Source organism: Tabrizicola sp. (genome assembly GCF_016793705.1).
Lineage (GTDB): Bacteria > Pseudomonadota > Alphaproteobacteria > Rhodobacterales > Rhodobacteraceae > Tabrizicola.
Window position 1 is genome coordinate 12,006 of record NZ_JAEULO010000002.1, and the last position, 24,622, is coordinate 36,627.

At 67.0% G+C, this 24,622-nt stretch carries 21 protein-coding genes; 9 read left to right on the forward strand and 12 right to left on the reverse strand.

The window, feature by feature from the left end; genetic code table 11:
- Window positions 1–25: 25 nt before the first annotated feature.
- On the forward strand, window positions 26–943 hold the full coding sequence (locus JNJ68_RS00895) for a LysR family transcriptional regulator (RefSeq protein WP_294977825.1): 918 nt from the start codon (window positions 26–28) through the stop codon (window positions 941–943).
- A gap of 72 nt (window positions 944–1,015) precedes the next feature.
- On the opposite strand, the gene JNJ68_RS00900 is transcribed toward JNJ68_RS00895, so the two are convergent.
- Both JNJ68_RS00900 and uraH read right to left on the reverse strand, forming a co-directional pair.
- Window positions 1,016–2,518 carry a DUF2125 domain-containing protein gene (locus JNJ68_RS00900; RefSeq protein WP_294977826.1) on the reverse strand — a complete coding sequence of 501 codons (1,503 nt, stop codon included), beginning with the start codon at window positions 2,516–2,518 and terminating at the stop codon, window positions 1,016–1,018.
- Between the two features lie 105 nt (window positions 2,519–2,623).
- Entirely contained in the window at window positions 2,624–2,977 is a 354-nt protein-coding gene (gene uraH / locus JNJ68_RS00905) for a hydroxyisourate hydrolase (RefSeq protein ID WP_294977827.1), read from the reverse strand.
- 142 nt (window positions 2,978–3,119) lie between these two features.
- Here uraH and puuE point away from each other — a divergent pair, with 142 nt between their 5' ends.
- From puuE to JNJ68_RS00930, 5 genes are all read left to right on the forward strand, one after another.
- Window positions 3,120–4,547, forward strand: coding sequence for an allantoinase PuuE (puuE, locus tag JNJ68_RS00910; RefSeq protein WP_294977829.1), 1,428 nt, complete (start codon window positions 3,120–3,122; stop codon window positions 4,545–4,547).
- The gene (locus JNJ68_RS00915; RefSeq protein WP_294977831.1) at window positions 4,544–5,398 is read left to right on the forward strand and encodes a bifunctional allantoicase/(S)-ureidoglycine aminohydrolase; all 855 of its coding nucleotides are present in this window, start codon (window positions 4,544–4,546) and stop codon (window positions 5,396–5,398) included. Before puuE ends, JNJ68_RS00915 begins: the two co-directional genes overlap by 4 nt.
- An 85-nt stretch (window positions 5,399–5,483) precedes the next feature.
- Complete coding sequence (locus JNJ68_RS00920) at window positions 5,484–5,960, forward strand: ureidoglycolate lyase (protein ID WP_294977833.1); 477 nt, start codon at window positions 5,484–5,486, stop codon at window positions 5,958–5,960.
- Window positions 5,961–6,044: 84 nt separating this feature from the next.
- On the forward strand, window positions 6,045–7,517 hold the full coding sequence (locus JNJ68_RS00925) for a nucleobase:cation symporter-2 family protein (RefSeq protein ID WP_294977834.1): 1,473 nt from the start codon (window positions 6,045–6,047) through the stop codon (window positions 7,515–7,517).
- 94 nt (window positions 7,518–7,611) lie between these two features.
- Complete coding sequence (locus JNJ68_RS00930) at window positions 7,612–8,388, forward strand: potassium channel family protein (RefSeq protein ID WP_294977836.1); 777 nt, start codon at window positions 7,612–7,614, stop codon at window positions 8,386–8,388.
- 6 nt (window positions 8,389–8,394) lie between these two features.
- On the opposite strand, the gene JNJ68_RS00935 is transcribed toward JNJ68_RS00930, so the two are convergent.
- The 6 genes from JNJ68_RS00935 to bhcA form a co-directional block, all read right to left on the reverse strand.
- Entirely contained in the window at window positions 8,395–10,293 is a 1,899-nt protein-coding gene (locus JNJ68_RS00935) for an elongation factor G (protein WP_294977838.1), read from the reverse strand.
- Window positions 10,294–10,547: 254 nt separating this feature from the next.
- Complete coding sequence (locus JNJ68_RS00940; protein WP_294977840.1) at window positions 10,548–11,522, reverse strand: glyceraldehyde 3-phosphate dehydrogenase NAD-binding domain-containing protein; 975 nt, start codon at window positions 11,520–11,522, stop codon at window positions 10,548–10,550.
- Window positions 11,523–11,664: 142 nt separating this feature from the next.
- Window positions 11,665–12,624: an iminosuccinate reductase BhcD gene (gene bhcD, locus JNJ68_RS00945; protein ID WP_294977841.1), complete on the reverse strand. Its 960-nt coding sequence runs from the start codon at window positions 12,622–12,624 to the stop codon at window positions 11,665–11,667.
- Between the two features lie 81 nt (window positions 12,625–12,705).
- Window positions 12,706–13,869 (reverse strand): 3-hydroxy-D-aspartate aldolase BhcC, encoded by a 1,164-nt coding sequence (gene bhcC / locus JNJ68_RS00950; protein ID WP_294977843.1) that lies wholly within the window; start codon window positions 13,867–13,869, stop codon window positions 12,706–12,708.
- Between the two features lie 4 nt (window positions 13,870–13,873).
- Complete coding sequence (gene bhcB, locus JNJ68_RS00955) at window positions 13,874–14,842, reverse strand: beta-hydroxyaspartate dehydratase BhcB (RefSeq protein ID WP_294977845.1); 969 nt, start codon at window positions 14,840–14,842, stop codon at window positions 13,874–13,876.
- Between the two features lie 3 nt (window positions 14,843–14,845).
- Window positions 14,846–16,036 (reverse strand): L-aspartate--glyoxylate aminotransferase BhcA, encoded by a 1,191-nt coding sequence (gene bhcA / locus JNJ68_RS00960; protein WP_294977847.1) that lies wholly within the window; start codon window positions 16,034–16,036, stop codon window positions 14,846–14,848.
- A gap of 153 nt (window positions 16,037–16,189) precedes the next feature.
- Between bhcA and bhcR the strand changes: the two genes are divergently transcribed.
- Complete coding sequence (gene bhcR / locus JNJ68_RS00965; RefSeq protein WP_294977850.1) at window positions 16,190–17,002, forward strand: HTH-type transcriptional regulator BhcR; 813 nt, start codon at window positions 16,190–16,192, stop codon at window positions 17,000–17,002.
- Between the two features lie 83 nt (window positions 17,003–17,085).
- Window positions 17,086–18,588 (forward strand): choline-sulfatase, encoded by a 1,503-nt coding sequence (gene betC, locus JNJ68_RS00970; RefSeq protein ID WP_294977853.1) that lies wholly within the window; start codon window positions 17,086–17,088, stop codon window positions 18,586–18,588.
- 234 nt (window positions 18,589–18,822) lie between these two features.
- Here betC and JNJ68_RS00975 read toward each other — a convergent pair whose 3' ends face one another.
- Together JNJ68_RS00975 and JNJ68_RS00980 are read right to left on the reverse strand one after the other, a co-directional pair.
- Window positions 18,823–20,436, reverse strand: a complete 1,614-nt coding sequence (locus JNJ68_RS00975) for a GMC family oxidoreductase N-terminal domain-containing protein (protein ID WP_294977855.1) — start codon at window positions 20,434–20,436, stop codon at window positions 18,823–18,825.
- Window positions 20,437–20,563: 127 nt separating this feature from the next.
- The gene (locus tag JNJ68_RS00980; protein WP_294977858.1) at window positions 20,564–21,034 is read right to left on the reverse strand and encodes an OsmC family protein; all 471 of its coding nucleotides are present in this window, start codon (window positions 21,032–21,034) and stop codon (window positions 20,564–20,566) included.
- A gap of 136 nt (window positions 21,035–21,170) precedes the next feature.
- Between JNJ68_RS00980 and JNJ68_RS00985 the strand changes: the two genes are divergently transcribed.
- The gene (locus JNJ68_RS00985; RefSeq protein ID WP_294977861.1) at window positions 21,171–21,707 is read left to right on the forward strand and encodes a dihydrofolate reductase family protein; all 537 of its coding nucleotides are present in this window, start codon (window positions 21,171–21,173) and stop codon (window positions 21,705–21,707) included.
- 4 nt (window positions 21,708–21,711) lie between these two features.
- On the opposite strand, the gene JNJ68_RS00990 is transcribed toward JNJ68_RS00985, so the two are convergent.
- Together JNJ68_RS00990 and JNJ68_RS00995 are read right to left on the reverse strand one after the other, a co-directional pair.
- Complete coding sequence (locus JNJ68_RS00990; RefSeq protein ID WP_294977864.1) at window positions 21,712–22,515, reverse strand: carnitinyl-CoA dehydratase; 804 nt, start codon at window positions 22,513–22,515, stop codon at window positions 21,712–21,714.
- Window position 22,516: 1 nt separating this feature from the next.
- On the reverse strand, window positions 22,517–24,508 hold the full coding sequence (locus tag JNJ68_RS00995; protein WP_294977867.1) for an acetate--CoA ligase family protein: 1,992 nt from the start codon (window positions 24,506–24,508) through the stop codon (window positions 22,517–22,519).
- Window positions 24,509–24,622: the final 114 nt, after the last annotated feature.

Here is a 24,622-nt window from a genome sequence, read left to right on the forward strand (position 1 = left end):
AAGCCCACGCGAAGAATGACCCTGCATGTCCTATGTGAACAACATCCGCATGTTCGTCCGCGTCTACGAACTGGGCAGCATGTCCGCCGCCGCCCGCGACCAGCGCACTTCGCCCGCCGTCGCCTCGGCCCGGATTTCCGAGCTGGAGAAGCATCTGGGCGTGCGCCTCTTCTCCCGCACCACCCGCAGCCTGCAACCGACCGAGAATGGCCGCATCTTCTATGACGGGGCCCGCCGCGTGCTGGAAGCCATCGACGACGCCGAAGCCGCCGTGATGGACGTGACACAGAACCCGCGCGGGACGATCTTCGTCGCCGCCCCCCTTGGCATCGGTCGCCGCCTGATCGCGCCCCGCGTTCCCGCCTTCAAGGACCTCTACCCCCAGATCGACGTGCGTCTGCGGCTGTCCGACCGGGGCATCGACGTGGTGGCCGAAGGCATCGACGTGGCCTTCCACCTCGGCCTTCTCGACGATTCCACCCTCAAGGTCCGCACCATCGCCGACTGCCCGCGCCTTCTCTGCGCCGCCCCCGGCTATGTCGCCCGGCGCGGGATGCCCGAGGATGGGGCCGCGCTGGTCAACGACCGGCACGACTGCCTGAACCTCCGCTTCCCCGGCGCCAAGGAGTTCCAGTGGACCTTGCAAACCCCCGAAGGTCCGCGCCGCTTCGAGATCTCCGGCCCGTTCGAAAGCGACGACGGCGACGTCCTGACCGGCTGGGCGCTCGACGGGCGCGGGATCGTGCTGAAACCGCTGTTCGAGGTCGCCGACCACCTGCGTGAAGGCCACCTCGTCCCCGTCGCCACCGCCACCCCACCCCTGCCGATCCAGCTTTCCGCGCTCAGCCAGCACCGCAGGCTGAAGGACCCTAAGGTCCAGCTCTTCACCGACTACATGGCTGCGCAAATCCGCGACGACCTGAGAAAAGCCGCCGTCCCGTAGGGTGCGCAATCGTGGCGCACCAATGAATAGGGCGGGACCGAAGCCCCGCCCCCTTGCAACCCGAAGGCCGGATTACATCGGCAGCGGCTGGCCGTTCACCAGAATCTGCATGCCTTCCTTGGCCTCGATCTTCGAGGTCAGTTCGTCGGCATTGGCGCCCGGCACGAAGAACATGCCCATCATCATCCGCGCGCCCATCGCGTCGTCTTCCGACAGGAGGCCGGTCTTGATCAGCCCGTCGATCAGCGCGTTGGCGCCGGTGATCGACACGTTCGCCTCGCCCAGCGGCATCGGAATGCCCATCGAGTTGTCGAAGGTGAAGGCCCCGGTCCCGGCCAGCGCCGCCCCAGCGACCTTCAGGCCCAGCTCGGTGATGTTCAGGCTTTCCGGCGCCGGGATCGGCGGCTGCATGCCGCTTTCCTCGGCGGTGATCAGGCCCGGCAGGTCGATCTTGGTCTTGCCCGAGATATCGATGGCGATCTGTGCCGCATCGCGCGGCAACGCCGCCTGCGGGTCGAACATGGCCCAGGCTTCCTCGTTCAGGCTGAAGTCGGTGAGCTTCAGCAGGAACGAGTAGTCTCCCGCCGTTTCCGTCGCGATCACCGGCGAGGTCATGTCGAACTCCATCGGTCCCGACGTCACCTTGACCGGAACCGGCAGCATGCCCGCGCCGGATTCGATGTTCAGCCCCGCCGCCATCGACTTGATCGAGAAGGTGTCCTTGTTGAACAGCGCCGAGCCTTCGCCGCCGCCCGCGCTCATCATCAGGTCCATCGGCATGAAGGCGCTTTCCTGCTTCATCGTGCCCTTCGACTCGCCCTGCTTGGTCGTCAGGCTGATGCTCAGCCCTTCATTCAGCGCCGTGGTGAAATCGGCGGGCGAGGCGATGGCGGTCAGCGCGATGGTCGAGGGCAGCGCGAAGTCCAACGACATCTCGACGCCAGCGGTCTCGCTGGTCGAGGTCTGCTTCATCTCCATCCCCGGATCGTCCGAGTTGGTGGTATAGGCCAGTGTATCGGCCTTGATGTCGAAGCCGAAGGTCCGGTTGGTGCCGGGTGTGTCGGAATAGGTGCCCGACAGGTTGGTGAAGCCGACATTGCCCGACGCCGTCACCTTCGGCGCTTCCGACCCGTCGAAGGACATGCCCGGATAGGTGGTGTCATAGACCACGTCCAGCTTGGCCGCCGCATAGTCATAAGCCATGCCGCCATCGGCTTCGCGCGCGGTGATCGTCAGCCTGTCATGCGTCAGCTTCACCGAACCTTCCGCGTCGCCCGACATCGCCACGCCGATATCGGCGCCCGGTGCGATCGCCACCGACCCGTCCGACTGTTCGGTCAGCGTCATGTCGGAAATCGTCACGCCGGGCATCCCTTCCGGCGCGATCGTGACGCCGTTCAGCGTCAGGACGCCGCCAGAGTTGTTCTCGGTCGCCGCCGACACGGTCAGCCCGACCAGCCCGCCTGCATCCTTCCACGATTGCCAGACCTGATCCGCGGTCAGCGCGGCATGGGCGGTGCCCGACATCAAAAGCGCGAGGGCCGGCGCGGCCAAATAGTTCTTCATCCGAAACATGCGGTTCTCCTTGAAGCCGAAAAAATTGCCCCGCCACATAAGACCTGTCGCGGCAAATGCGCAAGTGACGGTTTCACCACCTTTTCGGGGCCGGAACGCCGCCGCTTACGACCCCCGATAGGTCGAATAGGCGAAGGGCGAGATCAGCAGCGGCACATGATAGTGCTGGCCCGCATCCGGCACCCCGAAGCGGATCGGGATTTCGTCAAGGAAAAGAACGCCTTCACCTGCCTGGCCCGTGGCCCGAAGATAGTCGCCCGCGCAGAAGACCAGCTCATAGACCCCCTCGGTCAGTTTCGCGCCTTCCAGCAGCGGCGCATCGGTCCGCCCGTCGGCATTGGTGACAACTTCCGTCACCTTGCGATGGCTCTGCCCGGAAATCCGGTACAGCATGATCCTTACCCCCGCCGCGGGCTTGCCCTTCGCGGTGTCCAGTACATGCGTCGACAGCCGTCCCATCGTGATCCTCCCTTGCTTTCCACCATCAGACCACGAATTAACGCCCCAGGCGACCCGGCCTTGCCCGCATATGACTTTCCGTGAAATCCTGAAAATACTCTTCTGATTTCTGCCCTAGTCTTGCCCGTGAAGGAGACCTCCCGTGACCGAACCGGCAAACCGCTATCCCCGAGATTTCCGTGGCTACGGCCCCAATCCTCCCGATGCCCGCTGGCCGGGCGGCGCGAAGATCGCCGTCTCCATCGTCCTCAACTACGAAGAGGGCGGCGAGAACAACATCCTGCACGGCGACGCCCAGTGCGAGGCCTTCCTCTCCGACATCGCAGGGGCCGCCCCCTGGCCGGGGCAGCGCCACTGGAACATGGAATCGATCTACGACTACGGCGCGCGGGCGGGCTTCTGGCGGCTGCACCGGCTGTTCACCGGCATGAAGATCCCCGTCACCATCTACGGCGTGACCTCCGCGCTCGCCCGCAACCCCGAACAGGTTGCCGCGATGAAGGCCGCCGGGTGGGAAATCGCCTCGCACGGCCTCAAATGGGTCGACCACCGCGACATGCCCCCCGAGGAAGAGGCCCGCCAGATCGCGGAGAGCTTCCGCCTGCACGAGGAGGTGGTGGGCGAGGCCCCGCAGGGCTGGTACACTGGCCGCTGCTCGATCAACACAGTGCGACTGACCGCCGAGACCCGCCGCCTCGCCTGGATTTCCGACACCTACGACGACGACCTGCCCTATTGGCGCGAATATGGCGACCACGACCAGCTGGTGATCCCCTATACGCTGGAAGCCAATGACATGCGCTTCGCCACCGCGCCTGGCTACATCACCGGCGAGCAGTTCTATCAATATCTGAAGGACAGCTTCGACACGCTTTATGTCGAAGGGTCAGAGGGTTCGGCGAAGATGTTCTCGATCGGCCTGCACTGCCGCCTGATCGGTCGTCCCGGCAAGATCGCCGGACTGAAGCGCTTTCTCGACTATGCCAAATCGCACGACGGCGTCTGGTTTCCGCGTCGGATCGAGATTGCAGAACATTGGAAAAAGACCCATCCGCACAAGCGGTTCGAGCGCCCCTCGCAGATGCCGCGCGACCGCTTCGTGAACCGCTTCGGTGGCATTTTCGAACACTCGCCCTGGATCGCCGAACGCGCCTTCGACCTGGAGCTCGGCCCGGCGCATGACAGCGCCGCGGGTCTGCACAACGCGCTGACCCGGATCTTCCGCTCGGCCTCGCCCGAGGAACGGCTCGGCGTCCTCAAGGCCCACCCCGACCTCGCCGGGAAACTGGCGGCGGCGAAGCGCCTGACACCGGAGTCCACCGCCGAACAGGCCTCCGCCGCGCTGGATGCGCTCACCGACGAGGAGCGCGGCCGGTTCCAGCGGCTGAACGACGAGTATGTGCAGAAGCACGGCTTCCCCTTCATCATCGCCGTCCGCGACAATACCAAAGCCTCGATCCTCAAGGCCTTCCAGACCCGGCTGGCCAACGACACCGCGACCGAATTCGCCACCGCCTGCAAACAGGTGGAACGCATTGCCGAACTTCGCCTGAAGGACCAGCTGCCATGACCAGGACCCAATCCACCTACTACGCCCCGCCCGGCGGCCTGCCGCCGCAGACCGCGCTGATGACCCAGCGCGCGGTCTTCACCACGGCCTATGCCTTCATCCCGAAAGGCTGTTTCTCCGATATCGTGACCAGCTGCCTGCCCGGCTGGACGAAAACCCGCCTCTGGCTCATCGCCCGGCCCATGTCGGGCTTCGCCGAGACCTTCAGCCAGTATGTAATGGAGGTCGCCCCCGGCGGTGGGTCCGATGCGCCCGACCCGGACATGGGGGCCGAGCACTGGCTCTTCTTCACCGAGGGCCTCGCCACCCTGACCCTCGACGGCACCGGCACCGAGATGGAGGCAGGCTCCTACGCCTATATCCCCGCCGGGTCGCGCTGGACGCTTCTTGCCGAGGGCAAGTCCCCCGCGCGCTTCCACTGGCTGCGCAAGATCTACGAACCCGCCCCCGGCGTGCCCGCACCCGAGCCGCTGATCATCAATGAACGCGACGTCCCCGTCCGCTGGATGCCGGACACGCAAGACCGCTGGGGCACGACCCGCTTCGTCGAACCCGACGACATCCGCCACGACGCGCATGTCAACATCGTCACCTTCCAGCCCGGAGGCGTCATACCGTTCGAGGAGACGCATGTCATGGAGCACGGCCTCTATGTCCTGGAAGGCAAGGCCGTCTACAAGCTGAACCAGGACTGGGTCGAGGTCGAGGCGGGAGATTTCATGTGGCTCCGCGCCTACTGCCCGCAGGCCTGCTACGCCGCCGGACCGGGGCGCTTCCGCTATCTGCTCTACAAGGACGTGAACCGCCACGCCAGGCTGCGCGGCCCCGGCGCCTTCGGGCCCCTGCGCTGATGCTTTCATACTGGTCCAAATATCCCACGGAGATCGCGAGGGGTGTGAAACCCCTCGCTCCGACGCCAGCCACCGGAAGTCGCGCATGAGAACCCTGCACCCCGCCCCCCTCACGCCGGAAGCCTTCGCTCCGTTCGGCGATGTGCTGGATGCCACCGGCGACTTCCGCCTGATCAACGAAGGCATGTGCCAGCGCCACCACGATCGCGCGACGCTCGACTTCGGCCCCGAAGGCCGGGCGGGCATCTCCATCTTCCAAGCCAAGCCCCGCGCGTTGCCCTACAGCTTCGACCTGATCGAACGCCACCCCGAAGGGTCACAGGCCTTCCTGCCGATGAGCGAGCATCCCTTCCTCGTCATCGTCTCGACCGGCCCCGAGGCGACCCCGCTGGCTTTCCTCACCAACGGCGCCCAGGGCATCAACCTGCACCGCGGCACCTGGCATGGCGTGCTGGCACCCTTGTCCGCCCCGGGTCTCTTTGCGGTCGTGGACCGCATCGGTCCGACACCGAACCTTGAAGAATACCGCTACGCAACGCCGTGGACGGTCCTCGCGCCCTGACGGCGCGCCTCTAACCGGATCGCACCCATGGGGCAGTGCGAAGACGGCGCGAAGATAAACGCCCCAAGGGAAAAGGAAACCACCATGAGCACCACGCACCCCGTGGACGAGATACTGCCACCGCCGAACCTGTTCGCGCTTGGCCTGCAGCACGTCCTCGTCATGTATGCCGGCGCCGTGGCCGTTCCGCTGATCATCGGCCGCGCGCTGAAGCTGGAACCGGCGGATGTCGCCTTCCTGATCTCGGCCGACCTCTTCGTCTGCGGCCTGGCCACGCTGATCCAGTCCTTCGGCGCGACGCAATGGTTCGGCATCCGCCTGCCCGTCATGATGGGCGTCACCTTCGCCGCCGTCGGCCCGATGGTCGCGATGGCCAACGCCAATCCCGGCCCCGAGGGCGCGCGCGCCATCTTCGGCGCGATCATCGCCGCCGGGATCATCTCGATCCTCATCGCCCCCCTCGTCAGCCGGATGCTGCGCTTCTTCCCGCCGGTCGTCACCGGCACGATCATCCTCGTCATCGGCGTCTCGCTCATGCGGATCGGCATCAACTGGATCTTCGGCAACCCCGTCGGCCCGACCGCCCCGCAGATCGTCGACCCCGCCCATGCCGACTGGCTGAAGGCGGTCGGCGAGGGCACCTTTGCCGGCCTGCCCGCGATCCCCGAGAAATTCGCCCCCGCCGCCACCCTGAACAACCCGGCCTATGCCCCGCTCGGCAATATCGGCATCTCGGCCGTCGTGCTGATCGCCATTCTCCTGATCGCCCGCTTCGCCAGGGGTTTCGTCGCCAACATCTCCGTCCTCCTCGGCATAATCATCGGTGGCGTCCTCGCCACGCTCCTTGGCAAGATGACCTTCGCCAAGGTGGGCGAGGCCGCCTGGTTCGACATCATCACCCCCTTCCACTTCGGGATGCCCAGCTTCGACCTCGTGATGATCGTGACCATGACCCTCGTCATGATCGTGGTGATGATCGAATCCACCGGCATGTTCCTTGCCCTTGGCGACATGACCGGCAAGCCCGTCACCCAGCGGATGCTGTCCGCGGGCCTGCGCACCGATGGCCTCGGCACCCTGATCGGCGGCATCTTCAACACCTTCCCCTACACCTCCTTCTCGCAGAACGTCGGCCTCGTCGGCGTGACGGGCATCAAGAGCCGCTTCGTCTGCGTCGCCGGGGGGATCATCCTGATCGTCCTCGGCCTTGTCCCCAAGATGGGCGCGCTGGTGGAAAGCGTGCCCACCATGGTCCTCGGCGGCGCGGGCCTCGTGATGTTCGGCATGGTCGCCGCCACCGGCATCCGCATCCTGGCGGGCGTGGATTTCGCCAAGAACCGCAACAACCTCTTCATCGTCGCGGTCAGCCTTGGCATGGGGATGATCCCGCTGGTCGCGCCGAACTTCAAGCAGTGGATGCCGCATGAACTCCACCCGCTGATCGAAAGCGGCATCCTCCTCGCATCGGTGACGGCCGTGATCCTGAACGCCTTCTTCAACGGCGCCGCCGACGCGACCGAGGAGATCAAGGCCGCCGCCTCGAAGGCCGAACACTAGGCGAACGGGCGGGGAAATCCCCCCGCCCCTTTCCCCCCTGACAGTCCCCGCGCCGCCGTCTAAGCTCGGCCCGAAGGCAAGAGGGGCACCCCAGATGACCAAGGCCGCGATCCGCGCCCGCCTGCGCGCGCTCTACGAAGGCGCGGGTGAGACCGGCGACCGTTTCCGCTACCTGCTCCTCGCCTTCGACCTCCTGACCGTGACCTGGCTCGTTGCCTCGTCTTTCTTCGAACGCGGCGCGCAGCATGGCTGGATCGACCTTGCCATCGGCATCGTCTTCCTCGCCGACCTCCTCGCCCGCCTCCTCATCTCGCGCCGCCCGCTGCGCGATCTGTTCAGCTTCTGGGGCGTGGCCGATATCCTGGTGATCATCTCGCTCCTGTTCCCGATCTGGGGCGAGGGACTGGCCTTCCTCCGTGTCCTCCGGCTCTACCGCGTCTTCCACTCGCCCGAGACACTGGACCAGCTGCGCGAGGACATCCCCGGTTTCCGCCGCAACGAACAGACGGTCCGTGCCGCGCTCAACCTCGTGATCTTCATCTTCGCCATGACGGCCCTGGTCTACCAGACCCAGTCCGGCGTGAACGACAAGATCGGCAACTACGCCGACGCGCTCTATTTCACCGTCGCCACGCTGACCACCACCGGCTTCGGCGACGTGACGCTGGTCGGAACCTCGGGCAAACTCTTGTCGGTCGCCGTGATGATCTTCGGAATCAGCCTGTTCCTGCGGCTGATCCAGGTCATGCTGCGGCCCTCGAAGGCCTATTTCCCCTGCCCGACCTGCGGACTCCGCCGCCACGACCACGACGCCGTGCACTGCAAGGCCTGCGGCACCGTGCTGAACATCCCCGACGAAGGCCTGGACTGACCGCGCTCAGCCGGCAGTCTCGCCGCCCTCGTCCTTCTTCACTTCGTAATGATCGAAGCTCGAGGTGAACCAGGCCGTCCCCCGCGTCGCCGCCGCCAGCGCCACGAAGAGCGCATCCTCCTGCGCCATCGGCAGCAGCAGCTGGAACACATCCCAGCCCGCCGCGCTCTCATGCGCCTCGAAGCCCAGCACCTGCCCCTTCAGCCCCGACACCAGCGGCACCAGAGCGCCGGAGAAGACCGAGGGCACCTGGATCTCCACCTTCATCACCGGCTGCAACAGCACCGTGCCCACCTCGGCCAGCGCCTCACGGATCGCCGACTTGCCCGCGGTGCGGAAGGCGTGGTCCGAACTGTCAACCGCATGCGACTTGCCGTCCTTCAGCTCGACCGAAACATCCACGACCGGATGGCCCAGCGGCCCCTTCGCCAGCCCGTCGCGCGCGCCCTCCTCGACCGAGGGGATGTAGTTGCGCGGCACCGTCCCGCCCTTGACCGTCTCGGTGAAGGCAAAGCCCGCCCCCCGCGCCTCGGGGCGGATCGCCACCACCACATCGGCGAACTGGCCCGCGCCCCCGGTCTGCTTGCGGTGGCGGTGATGCACCTCCGTCCCGCGCAGGATCGTCTCGCGCAGCGCGGTCGGCACCGGGCTTTCGCCGACCGGAACCGCGAAATCGCCGCCGATCTTCGCCAGCACCCGGCGCAGGTGCAATGGCCCCTGCGTCGCCAGAACCGGCCGCCCCGACCCTTCGTCCGAGGCCAGCCCCAGCGCGGGGTCGATCTCGGCCAGCCGACCCAAAGCCGCCAGCAACCGGCTGTCGTCCTTGTCATGCCCCGGCGCGATGATCCGCCGGAAGGGCGAGGCCCCGGCCTCCCCAAGTCGTTCGCATCTGTCGCGGCTGAAGGCCTGCCCCGCCGCCAGATGGTCGGACTTCACCGCCAGCCCGATCTGTCCCGCCTGAAGCTCGCCGGCCGGCGACTTGGCATCCAGATCGGTGATCGACCCCACGTCCGCGCCCCCCAGCCGCCCCCCGCCGCCGACCGGCCCCTCCAGTGCGCGCAGCAGCACCACCTTGCCAAGATGCTTCAGCTGGTCGGCCAGCGCGCCCACCGCAAGCGTCCCGGACCCGAAGCGCGCGCGCGTCTCCTCGATCCCCGGCGCGTCATGGCGCAGCGATTTCATCAGCCGGGTGATGCCATGCCCCTTGCTGGCCGAGCCGATGAAGCATTCGATCACCGCATTCTCCCGCAAAGCCTTGGCCGCGATGGCATAGACCTCCTCCGCCAGCGGTGTCTGGTCCTCGATCAGCTCTTCCATCAGGTGATCGTCCAGATCGGCATAGCTTTCCAGCAGTTCCGCCCGCGCCGCCGCCTCGCGGTCCTTCACGCTGTCGGGCATTTCGATCAGCTTGGAATGCTTGCCCTCCTCGAATTTCCAGGCCCGCTCCGACACCAGGTCGACAAAGCCGGTGATCGTGGAACCCTCGCGGATCGGCACTTCGCGCAGCACGATGTGATGGCGCGAATAGGACTGAAGCGCGCTGACGATCTCGGCGATCCGGTGCTGGGCGCTGTCGATCCGGTTGATGAAGATGATCGCGGGCACCCCCATCTCCTCGACCCGCCGGAGGAAGGGGGCGGCCAGGACGGCGCTGTCGGCATCCGCGGGTACGCAGATCACCGCGATATCCGATGCCGCGAGCGCCGCCCCGACCGAGGCGAGGTTCTCCGCCCCGCCCGCCACATCCACCGCCGCCCAGTCCTCGCCCATGAAGCCGAAGGAGCTGACCGTAGCGACGCCGGGCACCGTCAGCGCCTTGCCGCGCTTGTCGTCCAGGCTGGCAAGCGCCTGGACCAGCGTCGTCTTTCCGGCCCCCGACGGCCCGAGGATGGTGAATAGGCGCATGTCTGTCCCCCCTGCACTGTGCTGATCCGGTGCCGCCTCCGGGCGGGCCGCCGGTCGCTGGTCTGGCCCAAGCATGGCCCGCCGGAAGCCCCCGCGTCAAATGCGGAACTGTGTCGCAGGAAGGTTCCTGTGGGGGCCGAAGGGGAATTGGCGGCGCGGATTTCCACCCGCGGGCAAAGCTTGCCAAATCCTTAACGCCTACAGGCAAACATCTGATTAAAAACGATATATCGGAAATGTCCACCGTGGACAGATCACCCCATCCGCAGTGCCATGTCCAGCATCCGGTTGGAGAAGCCCCATTCATTGTCATACCACCCGAAGACCCGCAGCATCCCGCCCTCGGAAAGCTTCGTCTCCGGGCAGGCCATCACCACCGACTCGGCCCGCGCCCGCAGGTCGCTGGAGACGAGCGGCCGGTCCGTCGCCCCGATCACCCCCCCGGCCGCCCGGAAGACCGCATTGACCTCCTCGACCGAGGGCCGCTTCTCCGTCACCAGATGGAAGTCCACACAGGACACCGAAGCGACCGGCACCCGGACCGCCTGCGCCACGACCCTTCCCTTGAGGTCCGGCAGCACCCCGTCCAGAAGCCGCGCGGCCGAGGTCGTGGTCGGCACCATCGACAACGCCGCCGCCCGGCTGCGGGGATAGTCGGCGGCGGGGGCATCCACCGTCGGCTGGCTGCCGGTATAACAGTGGACCGTCGTCATCGACCCGGTCACGATCCCCCAGTTCTGATGGATAAGCTTCGCCAGAGGGGCCAGCGCGTTCGTCGTGCAGGAGGCGTTCGAGACGATCTTCTGCTCGCGCAGAACCCCGTCATTCGCCCCCATGACCACCGTCACCTCCGCCGCCGAGGACGGCCCCGACACCAGCACCCGTGAGGCCCCCGCCCTCAGCCCCCGCTCCGCCACCTCCCGCGTCTCGGCCCGCCCGGTACATTCCATCACCAGGTCGACACCCGCCAGGTCCAGAGTGGAAAGGTCCGGGGTGCGAGCAAGCGGCACCCGCCGCCCGTCGATGACCAGCGCCCCGCCCTCCAGCGCGACGCTGCCCTTCCAGGGCCCGAAGACCGAGTCGTATTCAAAGAGATAGGCGCACATCTCCGGCGCGGCGATGTCGTTGATCCCGACGATCTCCAGCCCAGGCCAGCGCTCTGGCGCCAGCAGGAAGGCCCGCAGCACCGACCGCCCGATCCGCCCGAACCCGTTGATGAAGACCCGCATCCCGCTCTCCCGCGTCCCGTCAGGCGCAGTCTCACCACGGGCCGGGGATCGCTTCAACGCCCATCTTGTTCCCCGCACAATGCACCGGGCGCGCCGGAGTTTTCGAAAACTCCGGTCCGATTTCTTGGAAGAAATCGGCGCCTCAGACCCCGACCTCGATCCCAAGCCCCCGCTCGCGGGCCCGCTGCACCGCCACCGCCGCGACGGCAAGGTCCTGCAAGCCCACCCCGGTCCCGTCGAAGAGCGTGATCTCGCTGTCCGATCGCCGCCCCGGATGCGCGCCGGTCAGCACCTCGCCCAGCGGCACGATGGCGCTGGCATCCAGCAGCCCCGCCCCGACCGCGTGCTGCGCCTCGCCGATGCTGATCGACTGCGACACCTCGTCGGTGAAGACCGATGCCACCGCGACCAGCGCCGGGTCGACCTCCTGCTTGCCCACGGTGTCGGTGCCCATGCAGGACAGATGCGTGCCGGGCGAAACATGCTCGGCCAGAAGGCTCGCGGAAGGAGAAGAGGTGATGGTCACGATCACCTCCGCCTCGCGCATCCGGGGCAGGCCGACCGCCTCGAAGGGCAGGCCCAGTTCGGCGGCGACGGCCCCGAGTTTCGGCAACATCTCGGGGTGCAGGTTCCAGGCGATCACCCGCTCGAACCGCCGCACCCGCGCCGCCGCCCGCAGCTGGAAACCGGCCTGATGCCCCGCGCCGGCGATGCCCAGCACATGCGCTTGCGGCGCCGCGAGGCGGTCGATGGCGATGGCACTGGCCGCTGCCGTGCGCAGCGCGGTCAGGAGGTTGCCGCCCACCATCGCCACGGGCCGCCCGGTGTCGGGGTCGAACAGGAAGACCGAGGACTGGTGGTTGATCATCCCCTTCGCCGCGTTGCCGGGAAAGTAACCGCCCGCCTTCACGCCCAACTGGCCGCCCGCCCGGTCCAGCCCGGACTTGAAGCCGTATTGCCGACCTTCGCCCAGCGCCTCGCGGACCACGGGGAAGTTGTAGGCCTCGCCCCGGGCCATGGCGGCGAAACAGGATTCGACCGCGCGGAAGGCGTCTTCCGGGCTGACGAGCTGGGCGATCAGCGCCTCGGGGACGATGAGCATGGGGTGGTCCTTTGTGGCAGATGGTGGAGCGGGGGTTTCACACCCCCGCACCCCCGTGGGATACTTTCAGACAGAAAATGATCAGTAAGCCTTGCCGCGGGCCGAGACCGGCCAGACGACCTCGACCTTGCCGTTCCTCACGCCGACATACCAGTCGTGGACGTTGCAGGTCGGGTCGCAGTGGCCGGGGATCAGCTTCAGCTTGTCGCCGACCTTGAGGACGCCCGAGGGGTCGTCGATCACCCCATGTTCGTCGCTGCACTTGATGTACTTGACGTCATCACGCCCGAAGATCACCGGCAGGCCAGAATCCACCGACTGCGCCTTGAGCCCCGCGTCGCAGATCGCCTTGTCGGCCTTCACATGGCTCATCACCGAGGTCAGGATGAACAGCGCATTCTCCCATTCGCCGCGGTCGATGCGGTTGCCGTCCTTGTCGAGGATGCGGCCGTAATCGGCATCCATGAAGGCGTAGCTGCCGCATTGCAGCTCGTTGTAGACGCCGGACCCGCTTTCGAAATAATACGACCCGGTGCCGCCGCCCGAGACCAGGTCCGGCTTCAGCCCAGCCGCTTCCAGCGCCGCGACGCAAGCCTTCACCTGGGCGATGGCGGCATCCAGCTTGGCCTTGCGGTCCTCATAGAGATCCATGTGCTGCATCGCGCCCTGATAAGCCTGGATGCCGGTGAACTTGAGGCCCGGCGCGGCGGCCACCGCCTTGGCGATCACCACCACCTCCTCGGGCGTCTTCACCCCGCAGCGGCCCGCGCCGCAGTCGATCTCCACGAAGACCTCCAGCTGGGTGCCGTGCTTCACCGCCGCCGCCGAGAGGTCGGCCACGTTGGCCACGTCATCGACGCAGACGATGGTCCGCGCGCCCAGTTTCGGCAACCGCGCCAGCCGGTCGATCTTGGCCGGATCGCGCACCTGGTTCGACACCAGAATGTCCTTGATCCCGCCACGGGCGAAGACCTCCGCCTCGGACACCTTCTGGCAGCACACCCCGACCGATCCGCCCAGCCGCTCCTGCAGCTTCGCCACGTCGACCGACTTGTGCATCTTGCCATGCACCCGGTGCCGCATCCCGTGCGCCTTGGCATAGTCGCCCATCTTGACGATGTTGCGCTCCAAGGCGTCGAGGTCGAGGATCAGGCAGGGCGTCTGGATGTCCTTCTCGTCCATCCCCGGCAGGGCAGGAATGTCGTAGCCCACCTCGAACCCTTCGAAATTCGTCTGCTTGTTCATGGTCTTACCCTTTCATCCAGGGGAGTTTGTCCAGATCGACGTTGCCGCCGGTGATGATGATGCCCACGCGCTTGCCCCGGAAGGCGTCGCGGTTCTTCAGGACCACGGCCAGCGGCACCGCGCTGGAGGGTTCCATGACGACGCGCAAATGCTTCCAGGTCAGCTTCATCGCCTCGATGATCTCGTCCTCCGAGGCGGTGTAGATCTCGCTGACATGGGTCGACACGAAATGCCAGGTCAGGTCCTTCAGCGGCACCAGCAACCCGTCGGCAATGGTCTTCGGCGCGTCGTCGGCGATGATATGCCCGGCCTTGAAGCTGCGATAGGCGTCATCGGCCTGCTCGGGCTCGGCGGCGATCACTTTCGTCTCCGGGGCCAGCGTCGACAGCGTCAGGCAGGTGCCCGAGATCATGCCGCCACCGCCAATGGGGGCGACAACCATGTCAAGCCCGTCCACCTGTTCGATGAACTCGCGCGAAGAGGTGCCCTGCCCGGCGATGACGCGGGGATCGTTGTAGGGGTGGACGAAATCGCCGCCGGTCGCCGCCTGCACCTGCGCGAAGGTCGCCTCGCGCGAGGAGGTCGAGGGCTCGCATTCGGTGATCACGCCCCCGTAGCGGCGCACGGTGTCCTTCTTCGCCTGCGGCGCGGTGCGCGGCATGACCACGTTGCAGGGGATGCCCCGCAGCATGGCGGCGTAGCTCAGGCAGGAGGCATGGTTGCCGCTGGAATGCGTGGCAACACCCTTCTGCGCCTGCGCCTCGGACAGCCCGAAGACCGCGTTCGTCGCCCCACGCACCTTGAAAGCGCCCGGCTCCTGGAAGTTTTCGCATTTGAAGAACAGCTGCGCGCCGCTCAGCTCGTTCAGGTAGTCCGAGCTGCGGACCGGCGTGCGGCGGATATGCGGGCGGATACGGTCATGCGCGGCCAGCATGTCGTCAAAGGTCGGGATGTGCAGGGTCATGTCCTTCATTCCTCACTCCGCCGCCAGCGCCATGGCCGGGACCGTTCCTCGATAATACTCCTGCGCCGCGGCCACGCCCGAGCCGAGTTTCACCGGCCAACCGAGGTCCGCCATGCACATCTCGGCGACCGCAAGGCCCGACAGGACCATGGCGTCGGTCAGCATCCCCAGATGGCCAATGCGGAACACCTTGCCCGCGACCTGGCCCAGCCCGACGCCGAAGGCCATGCCGAATTTCGAGGCCGCCAGCTGCACCAGCGCCGTGCCGTCGCAGCCGGGCGGCACCTTCACCGCCGTCACGGTGTCGGAATACAGGTCCGCAGACGCCGCATAGGGCGTCATTCCCCAGGCAAAGACCGCGCGGCGCACGCCTTCGGCAAGCCGGTGGTGGCGGGCGTAGACATTGTCGAGGCCCTCGGTTTCCAAGAGGTCGATGGAATGCGCGAGGCCCGCGATCAGGCCCACGGCGGGCGTGTAGGGATAGCCGCCGCGGGCGTAGGCGGACAGCATGTCCTTGAAATCGAAGAAGGTTCGGGGCAACCGCGCCGTCTCCATCGCCGCAAGCGCTTTCGGTGAGACCCCGAGGATCGCCAGCCCGGCTGGCAGCATGAAGCCCTTCTGGCTGCCAGCCACGGCGATATCCACGCCCCAGCCCGCGAAGTCGAAGGGCATCGAGGCGATGGAGGACACCCCGTCGACGAACAGCATCGCCGGATGCCCCGCCGCGTCCAGCGCGCGGCGGATGCCCGCGATGTCGGACTTCACGCCCGTCGCCGTCTCGTTGTGGGTGGCGAGCACCGCCTTGATCTGCTGCGCCTTGTCCGCATTCAGCGCCTTCTCGATGGCCGCAAGCGGCGCGCCCTGCCCCCAGGGCGTCTCGATGATCTGCACGTTCAGCCCGTGACGCTGGCACAGGTCGATCCAGCGGTGGCTGAACATGCCGAACCGCGCCGCCAGCACGGTGTCGCCGGGGGAAAGCGTGTTGCTGATCGCCGCCTCCCAGCCGCCCGTGCCGGTCGAGGGGATCACGATGACCTCACCCTGATCCATCTTCAGCACCCGCTGCACCCCTGCCACCGCAGGTTTGAACAGCCGCGCGAAGGCCGGCGAGCGGTGATCCAACGTCGGCATGTCGCAGGCCTTGCGCACCGAATCGGGAATGTTGGTCGGGCCCGGAATGAAGACGGGGTTCTGCATGGACATCGGGCAACTCCCTGTAAGATCGCCCGGAAAAGCTACGCCCTGCGACCAATGCGCGCAATTTTTTCGAAAAGATTTTTCATTCCTTCATGCCCATGCTAATCCCCAATCCAGTCAATACCTTGCGCTTTTTCACCCCTTTGGAGGGCACGAACCATGGCACAGAAACCCCGCGGTCGGCCGAAGGCGTTCAACGACAAGACCGACCAGAACACGGTGCAGGCGCTGGACCGCGGCCTCGACATCCTGACCCATGTCGCGCTCAACCCCGGCCGCACCCTGTCGGAGATCGCGGAAGACACCGGCGAGGCGATCGCCACCGTCTTCCGCGCGCTCGTCACCCTGCAAGGGCACGGCATGGTCGAGGCCGACGAACCCGGCCAGTTCTGGCACATCGGCCCCGGCGCCTTCCGCGTGGGGTCCGCCTTCCTGCGCCGCACCAAGGTGGTCGAACGCGCCCGGCAGCCGATGGACCAGCTCATGCGCGAAACCGGGGAAACCGCGAACCTTGGCATCGAGGTCAAGGATGAGGTCTTCTTCGTGGCCCAGGTCGAGACCTACGAGGCGATCCGGGCCTTCTTCCCGCCCGGCACCCGCGCACCGATGCACTCCAGCGGCATCGGCAAGGCGCTTCTCGCCTGGTATCCCGAGGAGAAGACCCGCGGCATCATCGCCCGCAAGGGGCTGGAGAAGTTCACCTCTCTCACCCTCACCAGCGACAGCGCGCTGATGCGCGACCTCTCCCGCACTCGCGACCGCGGCTTTTCCATCGACGACCAGGAACGCGCCGAGGGGATGCGCTGCGTCGCCGCCCCCATCTTCAACGCGCATGGCGAGCCGGTCGCGGGCCTCTCCGTCTCCGGCCCCGCCTTCCGCATGGGGCTTTCCGACGCGACCCGCATCGGCGCGCTGGTCCGGGCGGCGGCGGACCAGGTGACAGAGGCCACCGGCGGCACCCAGCCCGCGTGACGCTTTCGACATGGGCCGGTCGGTCGGGGGCCAGACGGCGCGCCCCGGCCGGCTAGAGATCGGGCAAACGAACGGGGACCAAGATGCCGAAGCCCAACCTCCTGATCCTGATGGTCGACCAGTTGAACGGCACGCTCTTCCCCGATGGTCCGGCGGATTTCCTGCACACCCCGAACCTGCGTGCCCTCGCCGCCCGTTCCACCCGCTTCGCCAACTGCTACACCGCCTCGCCCCTCTGTGCCCCGGCCCGGGCGAGCTTCATGTCGGGCCAGCTCCCCTCCCGTACCCGAGTCTACGACAACGCCGCCGAATTCGCCTCGGACATCCCGACCTATGCCCACCACCTGCGCCGGGCGGGCTACCAGACCGCCCTTTCCGGCAAGATGCATTTCGTCGGTCCCGACCAGTTGCACGGCTTTGAGGAGCGGCTGACCACCGACATCTACCCCGCGGATTTCGGCTGGACCCCGGACTACCGCAAACCCGGTGAGCGGATCGACTGGTGGTATCACAACCTCGGCTCCGTCACCGGCGCGGGCGTGGCCGAGATCACCAACCAGTACGAATACGACGACGACGTCGCCTTCCAGGCCATCCAGAAAATCTACGACCTGTCGCGCGGCCAGGACCCCCGCCCCTGGGCGCTGACGGTCAGCTTCACCCATCCGCACGACCCCTTCGTCGCCCGCCGCAAATACTGGGACCTCTACGAAGGCGCCCCGGAATGCGAGCCGCCCGAGCCACTGGCCTACGAGGACATGGACCCCCATTCCAAGCGCCTGATGGATGCCTGCGACTGGCGCTCGCTAGAAATCACCCCCGACCACATCCGCCGCGCCAAACAGGCCTATTTCGCCAACATCTCCTACATCGACGACAAGATCGGCGAGATCCTCGCGGTGCTGGAGGCGACCCGGCAGGAGGCGCAGGTGGTCTTCCTCTCCGACCACGGAGAGATGCTGGGCGAACACGGCCTCTGGTTCAAGATGACCTTTTTCGAAGGCTCCTCCCGCGTGCCCCTGATGATCGCCGCGCCGGAAATGCCTGCGGGGCTGGTGGAAACCCCGGTCTCCTCCATCGACCTCGCCCCCACCCTCGCCGCACTGGCGGGCATCTCGATGGAGGAAGTCGCCCCCTGGACCGAGGGCGTCAACCTGATCCCGGTCGCGAACGGCGCGCCGCGCGGCCCCGTGGCGATGGAATATGCCGCCGAAGGCTCGATCACGCCAATGGTGAGCCTGCGCGAAGGCGCCTGGAAATACATCCGCTGCCCCGCCGACCCGGAACTGCTGTTCGACGTGGCGAACGACCCCGGCGAGAAGATCAATCTCGCCGCCGATCCGCGCGTGGCCGAAATCCTCGCCCATTTCCGGGCCCTTGCCGACGCCCGCTGGGACCTGGCCGCCTATGATGCCCAGGTCCGCGAAAGCCAGGCCCGGCGCTGGGTGGTGTACGAGGCGCTCAGGAACGGCGCCTATTTCCCCTGGGACCACCAGCCCCTGCGCGCCGCCAGCGAACGCTACATGCGCAACCACATGGACCTGAACGTGCTGGAGGAGAACAAGCGGTTTCCAAGGGGGGAGTAACTGCCGGCCGATCCTCCGGCCCACCTCCCCTCCAGGCTTTCATACTGGCCCAAATATCCCCGCCGGAGGCAACCCGTGCAGCCGCAGGCAGGCCGCCTTCCCTGCAAGCACGCCTTTCATCTGTGCCCCAAATATCCCCGCCGGAGGCTCCTCCCGTCACACCAGGCGACCGGCCCCATCCTTCCGCGGCAGCGCCGTCCGAGGGGCTCGATGCCCCAAGGACGGCTCCCCCGTTCACCGCGCGTCGGCCAGCACCGCCTCCGCCCCCTTCCACCCCATCAGCATCGCGGGCGCATTGGTGTTCCCCGCGATGATGTTCGGGAAGGCACTCGCGTCGATCACCCGCACGCCCCCCACCCCATGCACCCGAAGCCCCGCATCCACCACCGAGCCTGACGCGTCCCGCCCCATCCGGCAGGTGCAACTCGGGTGATAGACCGTCCCCGATCGCGCGCGGAAATCCTCGATCAGCTGATCGTCCGTCACCACCTCCGGCCCCGGCCGCAGCTCCTCCTTGATCAACCGGGCCATGGCGGGCTGGGCCGCGATGTGGCGCAGGTATTTCACCGCCGCCAGCATTTCCTCCACGTCATTGTCCGTCGAGAAAGCGTTGGCCGTGATCACCGGATGATCTTCAGCCCGCGCCGTGCGCAACCGGATATGCCCCCGGCTGGTCGGGCGGCAATTCGACAACCCGATCGACATCCCCGACCAGGGGTCGGGCGTCAGCAGCGGCCTTTCCCCTTCGCGCGGGATCAGGGTGGAAAATGCCTGGAAGTAGAGCTGCATGTTCGGCCGGTCGAGGTCTGCCCTCGTCCGGAAGAACCCGCCGCCATGGTTGATCGACTTCGCCAGCGGCCCGCCGCCGCCCAGGAAATACTGCACCCCGGCGCGGACCTTCCCCCACCAGGGCCGCAACTCGTCATTGTAGGTCGGCACATTCATCGACCAGGAGTAGTTGATCCCCTGATGGTCGCTCAGGTGATCGCCCACATTCGGGTTGTCCACGACCACCGGCAGACCCAGCCCCTGCAACAATCCTCCGGGCCCGATCCCCGACAGTTGCAACAGCTGCGGCGAGTTGATCGCGCCGCCCGCCAGGATGACCTCGGCCCTTGCCCGAAGCACCCGCGTCTCGCCTCCCCGCCGATACTCCACGCCAACGGCCCGGCCACCCTCGATGACCACCCGGCTGACCAGCGCCCCGGTCACGACCGCCAGGTTCCCCCGCTTCATCGCCGGCCGCAGGAAAGCCCGCGCCGCCGAGTTCCGCCGCGCCTCCTTGATCGTCATCTGGTAGACGCCAGCCCCCTCCTGCCTTTCGCCATTGAAATCGGGATTCTCCGCCAGCCCCGCCTCGCCACAGGCCGCGACATAGGACTTCACCAATGGATGCAGCCCCGAGCGGTTGGCCGAGATGTGGAGCGGCCCGCCCTGCCCCCGCCAGGCATCGCCGCCCGCCTCGTTATCCTCCATCGCCCGGTAGGCCGCGAGGCACTCCTCCCAGCCCCAGCCCGGATTCTCGCGACCCCAGTCCTCGTAGTCGGCCCGGTGCCCCCGGATCCAGACCATCGCGTTGATCGAGGACGACCCGCCCAGCAGCTTGCCCCTTGGCCAATGGTCCCGCGCGCCCGCCAACCCCGGATCAGGCTCGGTCCTGTACAGCCAGTTCACCGCCGGGTCGTAGAACAGTTTTCCATAGCCCAGCGGCAACTGGACATAGAACCGCCGGTCGGTCCCACCCGCTTCCAGCACCGTGACCTTGTGGCGGCCCGAGGCCGTCAGCCGTTCGGCCAGCACACAGCCCGCCGATCCTGCCCCCACGATGATGTAGTCCGTCTCGTCCATGTCGCCCCCGGCCTTCGAGCCGACCCTAGTCGCCCGCGCCCATCTCAACCGTCCGCTTTGCGACGCAGGATGTCGCAAGCGCCTCCCCTCCCCCGGGTGGGGATGGGGGTGGGTGGGCGCCCGCCGCTCAGCCCTCGATCAAAAAGCTCGGCTGATACTCCACCGGAAAATTCACCGACCGCGCGATGAAGCAGACCTCATGGATGCGGTGATGGATCGCCTCGGCCGCCGCAAGATCGGCCCCCGCCTTCACCACCACATGCGGTCGAAGGGTCGCCTTCACGAACCGCCCGGCCCCGCCACGACCCACCTCACCCACCCCCAACGGCGCGTCGGAGTAGGACGTCACCACGATCCCCGCGTCGGAGGCATAGTGCAGATACCACAGCATGTGGCAGGCCGAGAGCGCCGAGAGGAGCAAATCCTCCGGGTTCATCTTCCCCGGATCGCCACCCAGCAGCGGATCGTTGGAACAATGGACCACGGCCTTCCCCGGCACCGCAATGTCCCAGGTCCGGTCATAGGCCTTGTAATGCGCCGTCCCCTCGCCCCGGTTGCCGGTCCAGAGGATGCGGGTGGTGTAGTCATGGGTGGGCATGGGGATCTCCTCTCCCCGCAGGTTAGTCTGGACCGCCTCCGCAATCCACTCCGGAACGAAGGGGAAACATCCGCTTGGCAAACGCTGCGTTTCATGGCATCAGGCCTGCCCCACCCCGCAGGACAGGAGACGCACGATGCCCACCGGACATGTCTTCATTGCAACCAGCCTCGACGGGTTCATCGCCCGCAAGGATGGCGCCCTCGACTGGCTGATCCTGCCCGAACACGCGACCGAGGATCACGGCTACGCGCGTTTCATCAAGGACATCGACGCCATCGTCATGGGTCGTGGCAGCTTCGAGATCGTGAAGGCATTCGATCCATGGCCCTACGACAAGCCGGTCCTCGTCCTGTCGCATCGGCTTGCCCGGGCCGACATCCCCGACCGGCTGCAAGACAAGGTCACAGTCGCCAACCTGACGCCGCAGGCCGCGATGGCGCATCTGGGTCAGCAGGGCGCCAGGCGCGTCTATGTCGACGGCGGCCAGGTCGTGCAGTCCTTCCTGCGCGAGGGCCTGATCGCGGACATGGTGCTTTCGCGCATTCCTGTGCTGATTGGCGAAGGGATCAGCCTGTTCGGCGCGACGGGGCGGGACATCCACTTCGTCCACGAAGCCAGCGACAGCTTTCCGTCCGGGCTCGTCCAGTCGCGCTATCGGCTGAAGTCCTGACCCGTCACTTCCCCTTCCACACCGGATCGCGCTTCTCGGCGAAGGCCCTTGCCCCCTCCAACTGGTCCTCGCTGGAATAAAGCTTGTCCACCGTCGGCAAGAGCCGCTTCGACACCCGGTTCAGCGCGTCCTGGAAGCGCATGTTCTCGGCCTCGCGCACCACTTCCTTGATCGCGGCATAGACCAGCGGCGGGCCACTTTCCAGCAGCCGGGCCAGGGCCCAGGTCTTCTGCATCAGCTCCTCCGGCGCGCAGATCTCCTTGATCAGCCCCCAGCGCAGGGCCTCCTCGGCATCGAACCAGCGCCCGGTCAGCAACAGGTCCATGGCAACATGATAGGGGATGCGCTTCGGCAATTTGATGCTGGCCGCATCCGCAACCGTGCCCGAACGGATTTCCGGCAGGGCGAAGGTGGCGTTGGACGAAGCCATGATGATGTCGCCCGACAGAGCCAGCTCCAGCCCCCCGCCGCAGCAGATACCCTGCACCGCCATGATCACCGGCTTGTTCAGGTTCGGCAGTTCCTGGAGACCCCCGAAGCCGCCGACCCCATAGTCGCCGTCGACCGCATCGCCCTCGGCAGCGGCCTTCAGGTCCCAGCCGGGGCAGAAGAACTTCTCGCCCGCCGCCTTGACGATGCAGATCCGCAGGCTGTCGTCATCGCGAAAGTCGCGGAACACCAGCCCCATCACCCGGCTGGTCTTCAGGCTGATGGCATTGGCCTTCGGGGCGTCCAGCGTCACCTCCAGGATCGCGCCCTCGCGGCGGGTCTTCACCGGACCCTCGGTCCGCATCTGCATCTCGGCCATCTCACTCCCTCCTGATCAGCGCATCCACCGCCACTGCGCCGCTTTCGCGCACGAGGACGGGATTGATCTCGATTTCCTCAAGGCTTTCGTTGTCCAGCATCAGCGCCCCGAGCCTGACCGCCATGCCCGCCACCGCTGCCATGTCCGCCTTCGGACGCCCCCGATAGCCATCCAGCAGCGGCCACAGCCGCAGGCGCTTCATCGCCTCCAGCACCTCGGCCTCGGTCACCGGCAGCACCAGCGTCACCGTATCGGCCAGCACCTCCGCCGTGACCCCGCCCATGCCCAAAGTCAGCGTCACGCCATAGACCGGGTCGCGGCGCAGGCCCAACAGCACCTCGGCGACCGCGCCCGTCACCATCTCCTCGACCAGATAGCCCTTGGCCCCCGGCATCTCGGCCTGTCCCTCCAGCGAGGCCAGCCCCAGCCGCACTGCGCCCGCTTCGGTCTTGTGCGCGAAGCCGAGCCCCTTCAACGCGTAGGGTGGGTGCAAACCCACCACCCCCTTCGCTACCTCTGCCAGCGTCGCCCCCGTCACCGCCCGCGGCACCGCCACCCCGGCCTCGGCCAGCAGCGCCTTGCCCTCCGCCTCCGAGAGCATCCGCGTCTCGCGCGGGGCCAGCGCCGCCACCGGCCGCCATCCCGCCTCACCCGCCGGGGTCTGCGCCGCCTTAACCGCCGCCAGCGCCGTCTCGATCCCCAGAAGCGCGCAGACGCCCTCCGCCATCATCGCCTGCACCCGGCCCTCGCCGAAGTTCTCGACCATCGAGGCTACGGGGAAGGCCGGCTTCCCGGCCACCTTCTGCGCTGCAACCATCGCGTCGAGCGCAGGCTGGTACCAGGCATCCGAACAACGGTCGGTGCGCGGGGTGTCGACGATGTAAAGCCCCGCGTCATAGGCCTCCAGCATGGCCGCAAAGACCTCGGTCGTCTTCGGCCCATCGCCCCAGATGAAGGTGTGGTAGTCCAAGGGGTTGGAGATCGTCGGGATCTCCCCCAGCACCGCGAACAGCCGGTCATGCGTGGCCTTCGGGACCGGAGGGAAGTCGATCCCGAAAGGCGCCGCAAGGTCCGCGACCAGCCCCGCCTCGCCCCCGGAACAGGAGAGCGAGCAGATGCGGCTGCCGATCTGCGGACCGTGGACGTGGAAGATCTTCAGCGTCTCGATCAGCTCGCTCGGCGTGTTGACCTCCGCCACCCCGATCTGCCGCAGGAACGCAGACGACGCCGCCCCACCCCCGGCCAGCGAGGCGGTATGGCTGGCCGCCGCCGTGCGGGAAAGCTCGGTCTTCCCGGATTTGATCGCGACGACGCCCTTGCCCATCGCCCGCGCCTTCTCGGCCAGCGCAGCAAAGGCCGGGGCATCGTCGATCCCCTCGATGTAGAGCCCGACCGCCGTCACTCGCGGATCGTCCAGAAGCGCCCCGGTCAGCTCCGCCAGCCCCACCACCGCCGCATTGCCCAGACAGGCGACATAGGCGACCGGAAGGCCCCGCTGCTGCATCCCCATGTTGATCACGATGTTCGACGACTGGCTGACCAGCGCCACGCCCTTGTCCGTGCGGATGCCACCATGCTGGTCGGGCCACAGAAGCGCCCCGTCGAGGTAGTTGATCACCCCATAGCAGTTCGGCCCCAGGATCGGCATGTCGCCCGCGGCCGCGACCAGCTTGTCCTGCAACCCGGCCTCGCCCGCCTCGGTCCAGCCCGACGCAAAGCAGATCGCCCCACCCGCGCCCATCCGGCGCAACTCCTCCACCACTTCGATCGTCGCGAAACGGTTCACGCCGACGAAAACCGCATCCGGCGGCTCGGGCAGGTCGGCGAGGCTGGCATAGGCCTTCATGCCGCCGATTTCCGCCTTGGTCGGATGCACCGGCCAGACCGGCCCGGCAAAGCCCATCTTCCGGCATTGCTCGATCACGTTCAGCGCCCATCCGGCGCCCAGAACGGCGATGTGGCGCGGGCGGAGGAGACGGTCGAGGCGGCTCATGCGCAGCCTCGCTCTGCTGCATCAGCCCCGGGGCGCTGCCCCGGACCCCGGGATATTTGCGGACAGAAAATGGGAACACCCCGCCCCGAAACCCGAAGCGAGGTGCCATTTCCC

Coding starts and splice junctions, on each gene's coding strand:
- JNJ68_RS00895 (WP_294977825.1), top strand. CDS start 26: ATGTCCTATGTGAACAACATCCGCATGTTCGTCCGCGTCTACGAACTG.
- JNJ68_RS00900 (WP_294977826.1), bottom strand. CDS start 2,518: ATGTTTCGGATGAAGAACTATTTGGCCGCGCCGGCCCTCGCGCTTTTG.
- uraH (WP_294977827.1), bottom strand. CDS start 2,977: ATGGGACGGCTGTCGACGCATGTACTGGACACCGCGAAGGGCAAGCCC.
- JNJ68_RS00915 (WP_294977831.1), top strand. CDS start 4,544: ATGACCAGGACCCAATCCACCTACTACGCCCCGCCCGGCGGCCTGCCG.
- JNJ68_RS00920 (WP_294977833.1), top strand. CDS start 5,484: ATGAGAACCCTGCACCCCGCCCCCCTCACGCCGGAAGCCTTCGCTCCG.
- JNJ68_RS00925 (WP_294977834.1), top strand. CDS start 6,045: ATGAGCACCACGCACCCCGTGGACGAGATACTGCCACCGCCGAACCTG.
- JNJ68_RS00930 (WP_294977836.1), top strand. CDS start 7,612: ATGACCAAGGCCGCGATCCGCGCCCGCCTGCGCGCGCTCTACGAAGGC.
- JNJ68_RS00935 (WP_294977838.1), bottom strand. CDS start 10,293: ATGCGCCTATTCACCATCCTCGGGCCGTCGGGGGCCGGAAAGACGACG.
- JNJ68_RS00940 (WP_294977840.1), bottom strand. CDS start 11,522: ATGCGGGTCTTCATCAACGGGTTCGGGCGGATCGGGCGGTCGGTGCTG.
- bhcD (WP_294977841.1), bottom strand. CDS start 12,624: ATGCTCATCGTCCCCGAGGCGCTGATCGCCCAGCTCGTCAGCCCGGAA.
- bhcC (WP_294977843.1), bottom strand. CDS start 13,869: ATGAACAAGCAGACGAATTTCGAAGGGTTCGAGGTGGGCTACGACATT.
- bhcB (WP_294977845.1), bottom strand. CDS start 14,842: ATGAAGGACATGACCCTGCACATCCCGACCTTTGACGACATGCTGGCC.
- bhcA (WP_294977847.1), bottom strand. CDS start 16,036: ATGTCCATGCAGAACCCCGTCTTCATTCCGGGCCCGACCAACATTCCC.
- bhcR (WP_294977850.1), top strand. CDS start 16,190: ATGGCACAGAAACCCCGCGGTCGGCCGAAGGCGTTCAACGACAAGACC.
- betC (WP_294977853.1), top strand. CDS start 17,086: ATGCCGAAGCCCAACCTCCTGATCCTGATGGTCGACCAGTTGAACGGC.
- JNJ68_RS00975 (WP_294977855.1), bottom strand. CDS start 20,436: ATGGACGAGACGGACTACATCATCGTGGGGGCAGGATCGGCGGGCTGT.
- JNJ68_RS00980 (WP_294977858.1), bottom strand. CDS start 21,034: ATGCCCACCCATGACTACACCACCCGCATCCTCTGGACCGGCAACCGG.
- JNJ68_RS00985 (WP_294977861.1), top strand. CDS start 21,171: ATGCCCACCGGACATGTCTTCATTGCAACCAGCCTCGACGGGTTCATC.
- JNJ68_RS00990 (WP_294977864.1), bottom strand. CDS start 22,515: ATGGCCGAGATGCAGATGCGGACCGAGGGTCCGGTGAAGACCCGCCGC.
- JNJ68_RS00995 (WP_294977867.1), bottom strand. CDS start 24,508: ATGAGCCGCCTCGACCGTCTCCTCCGCCCGCGCCACATCGCCGTTCTG.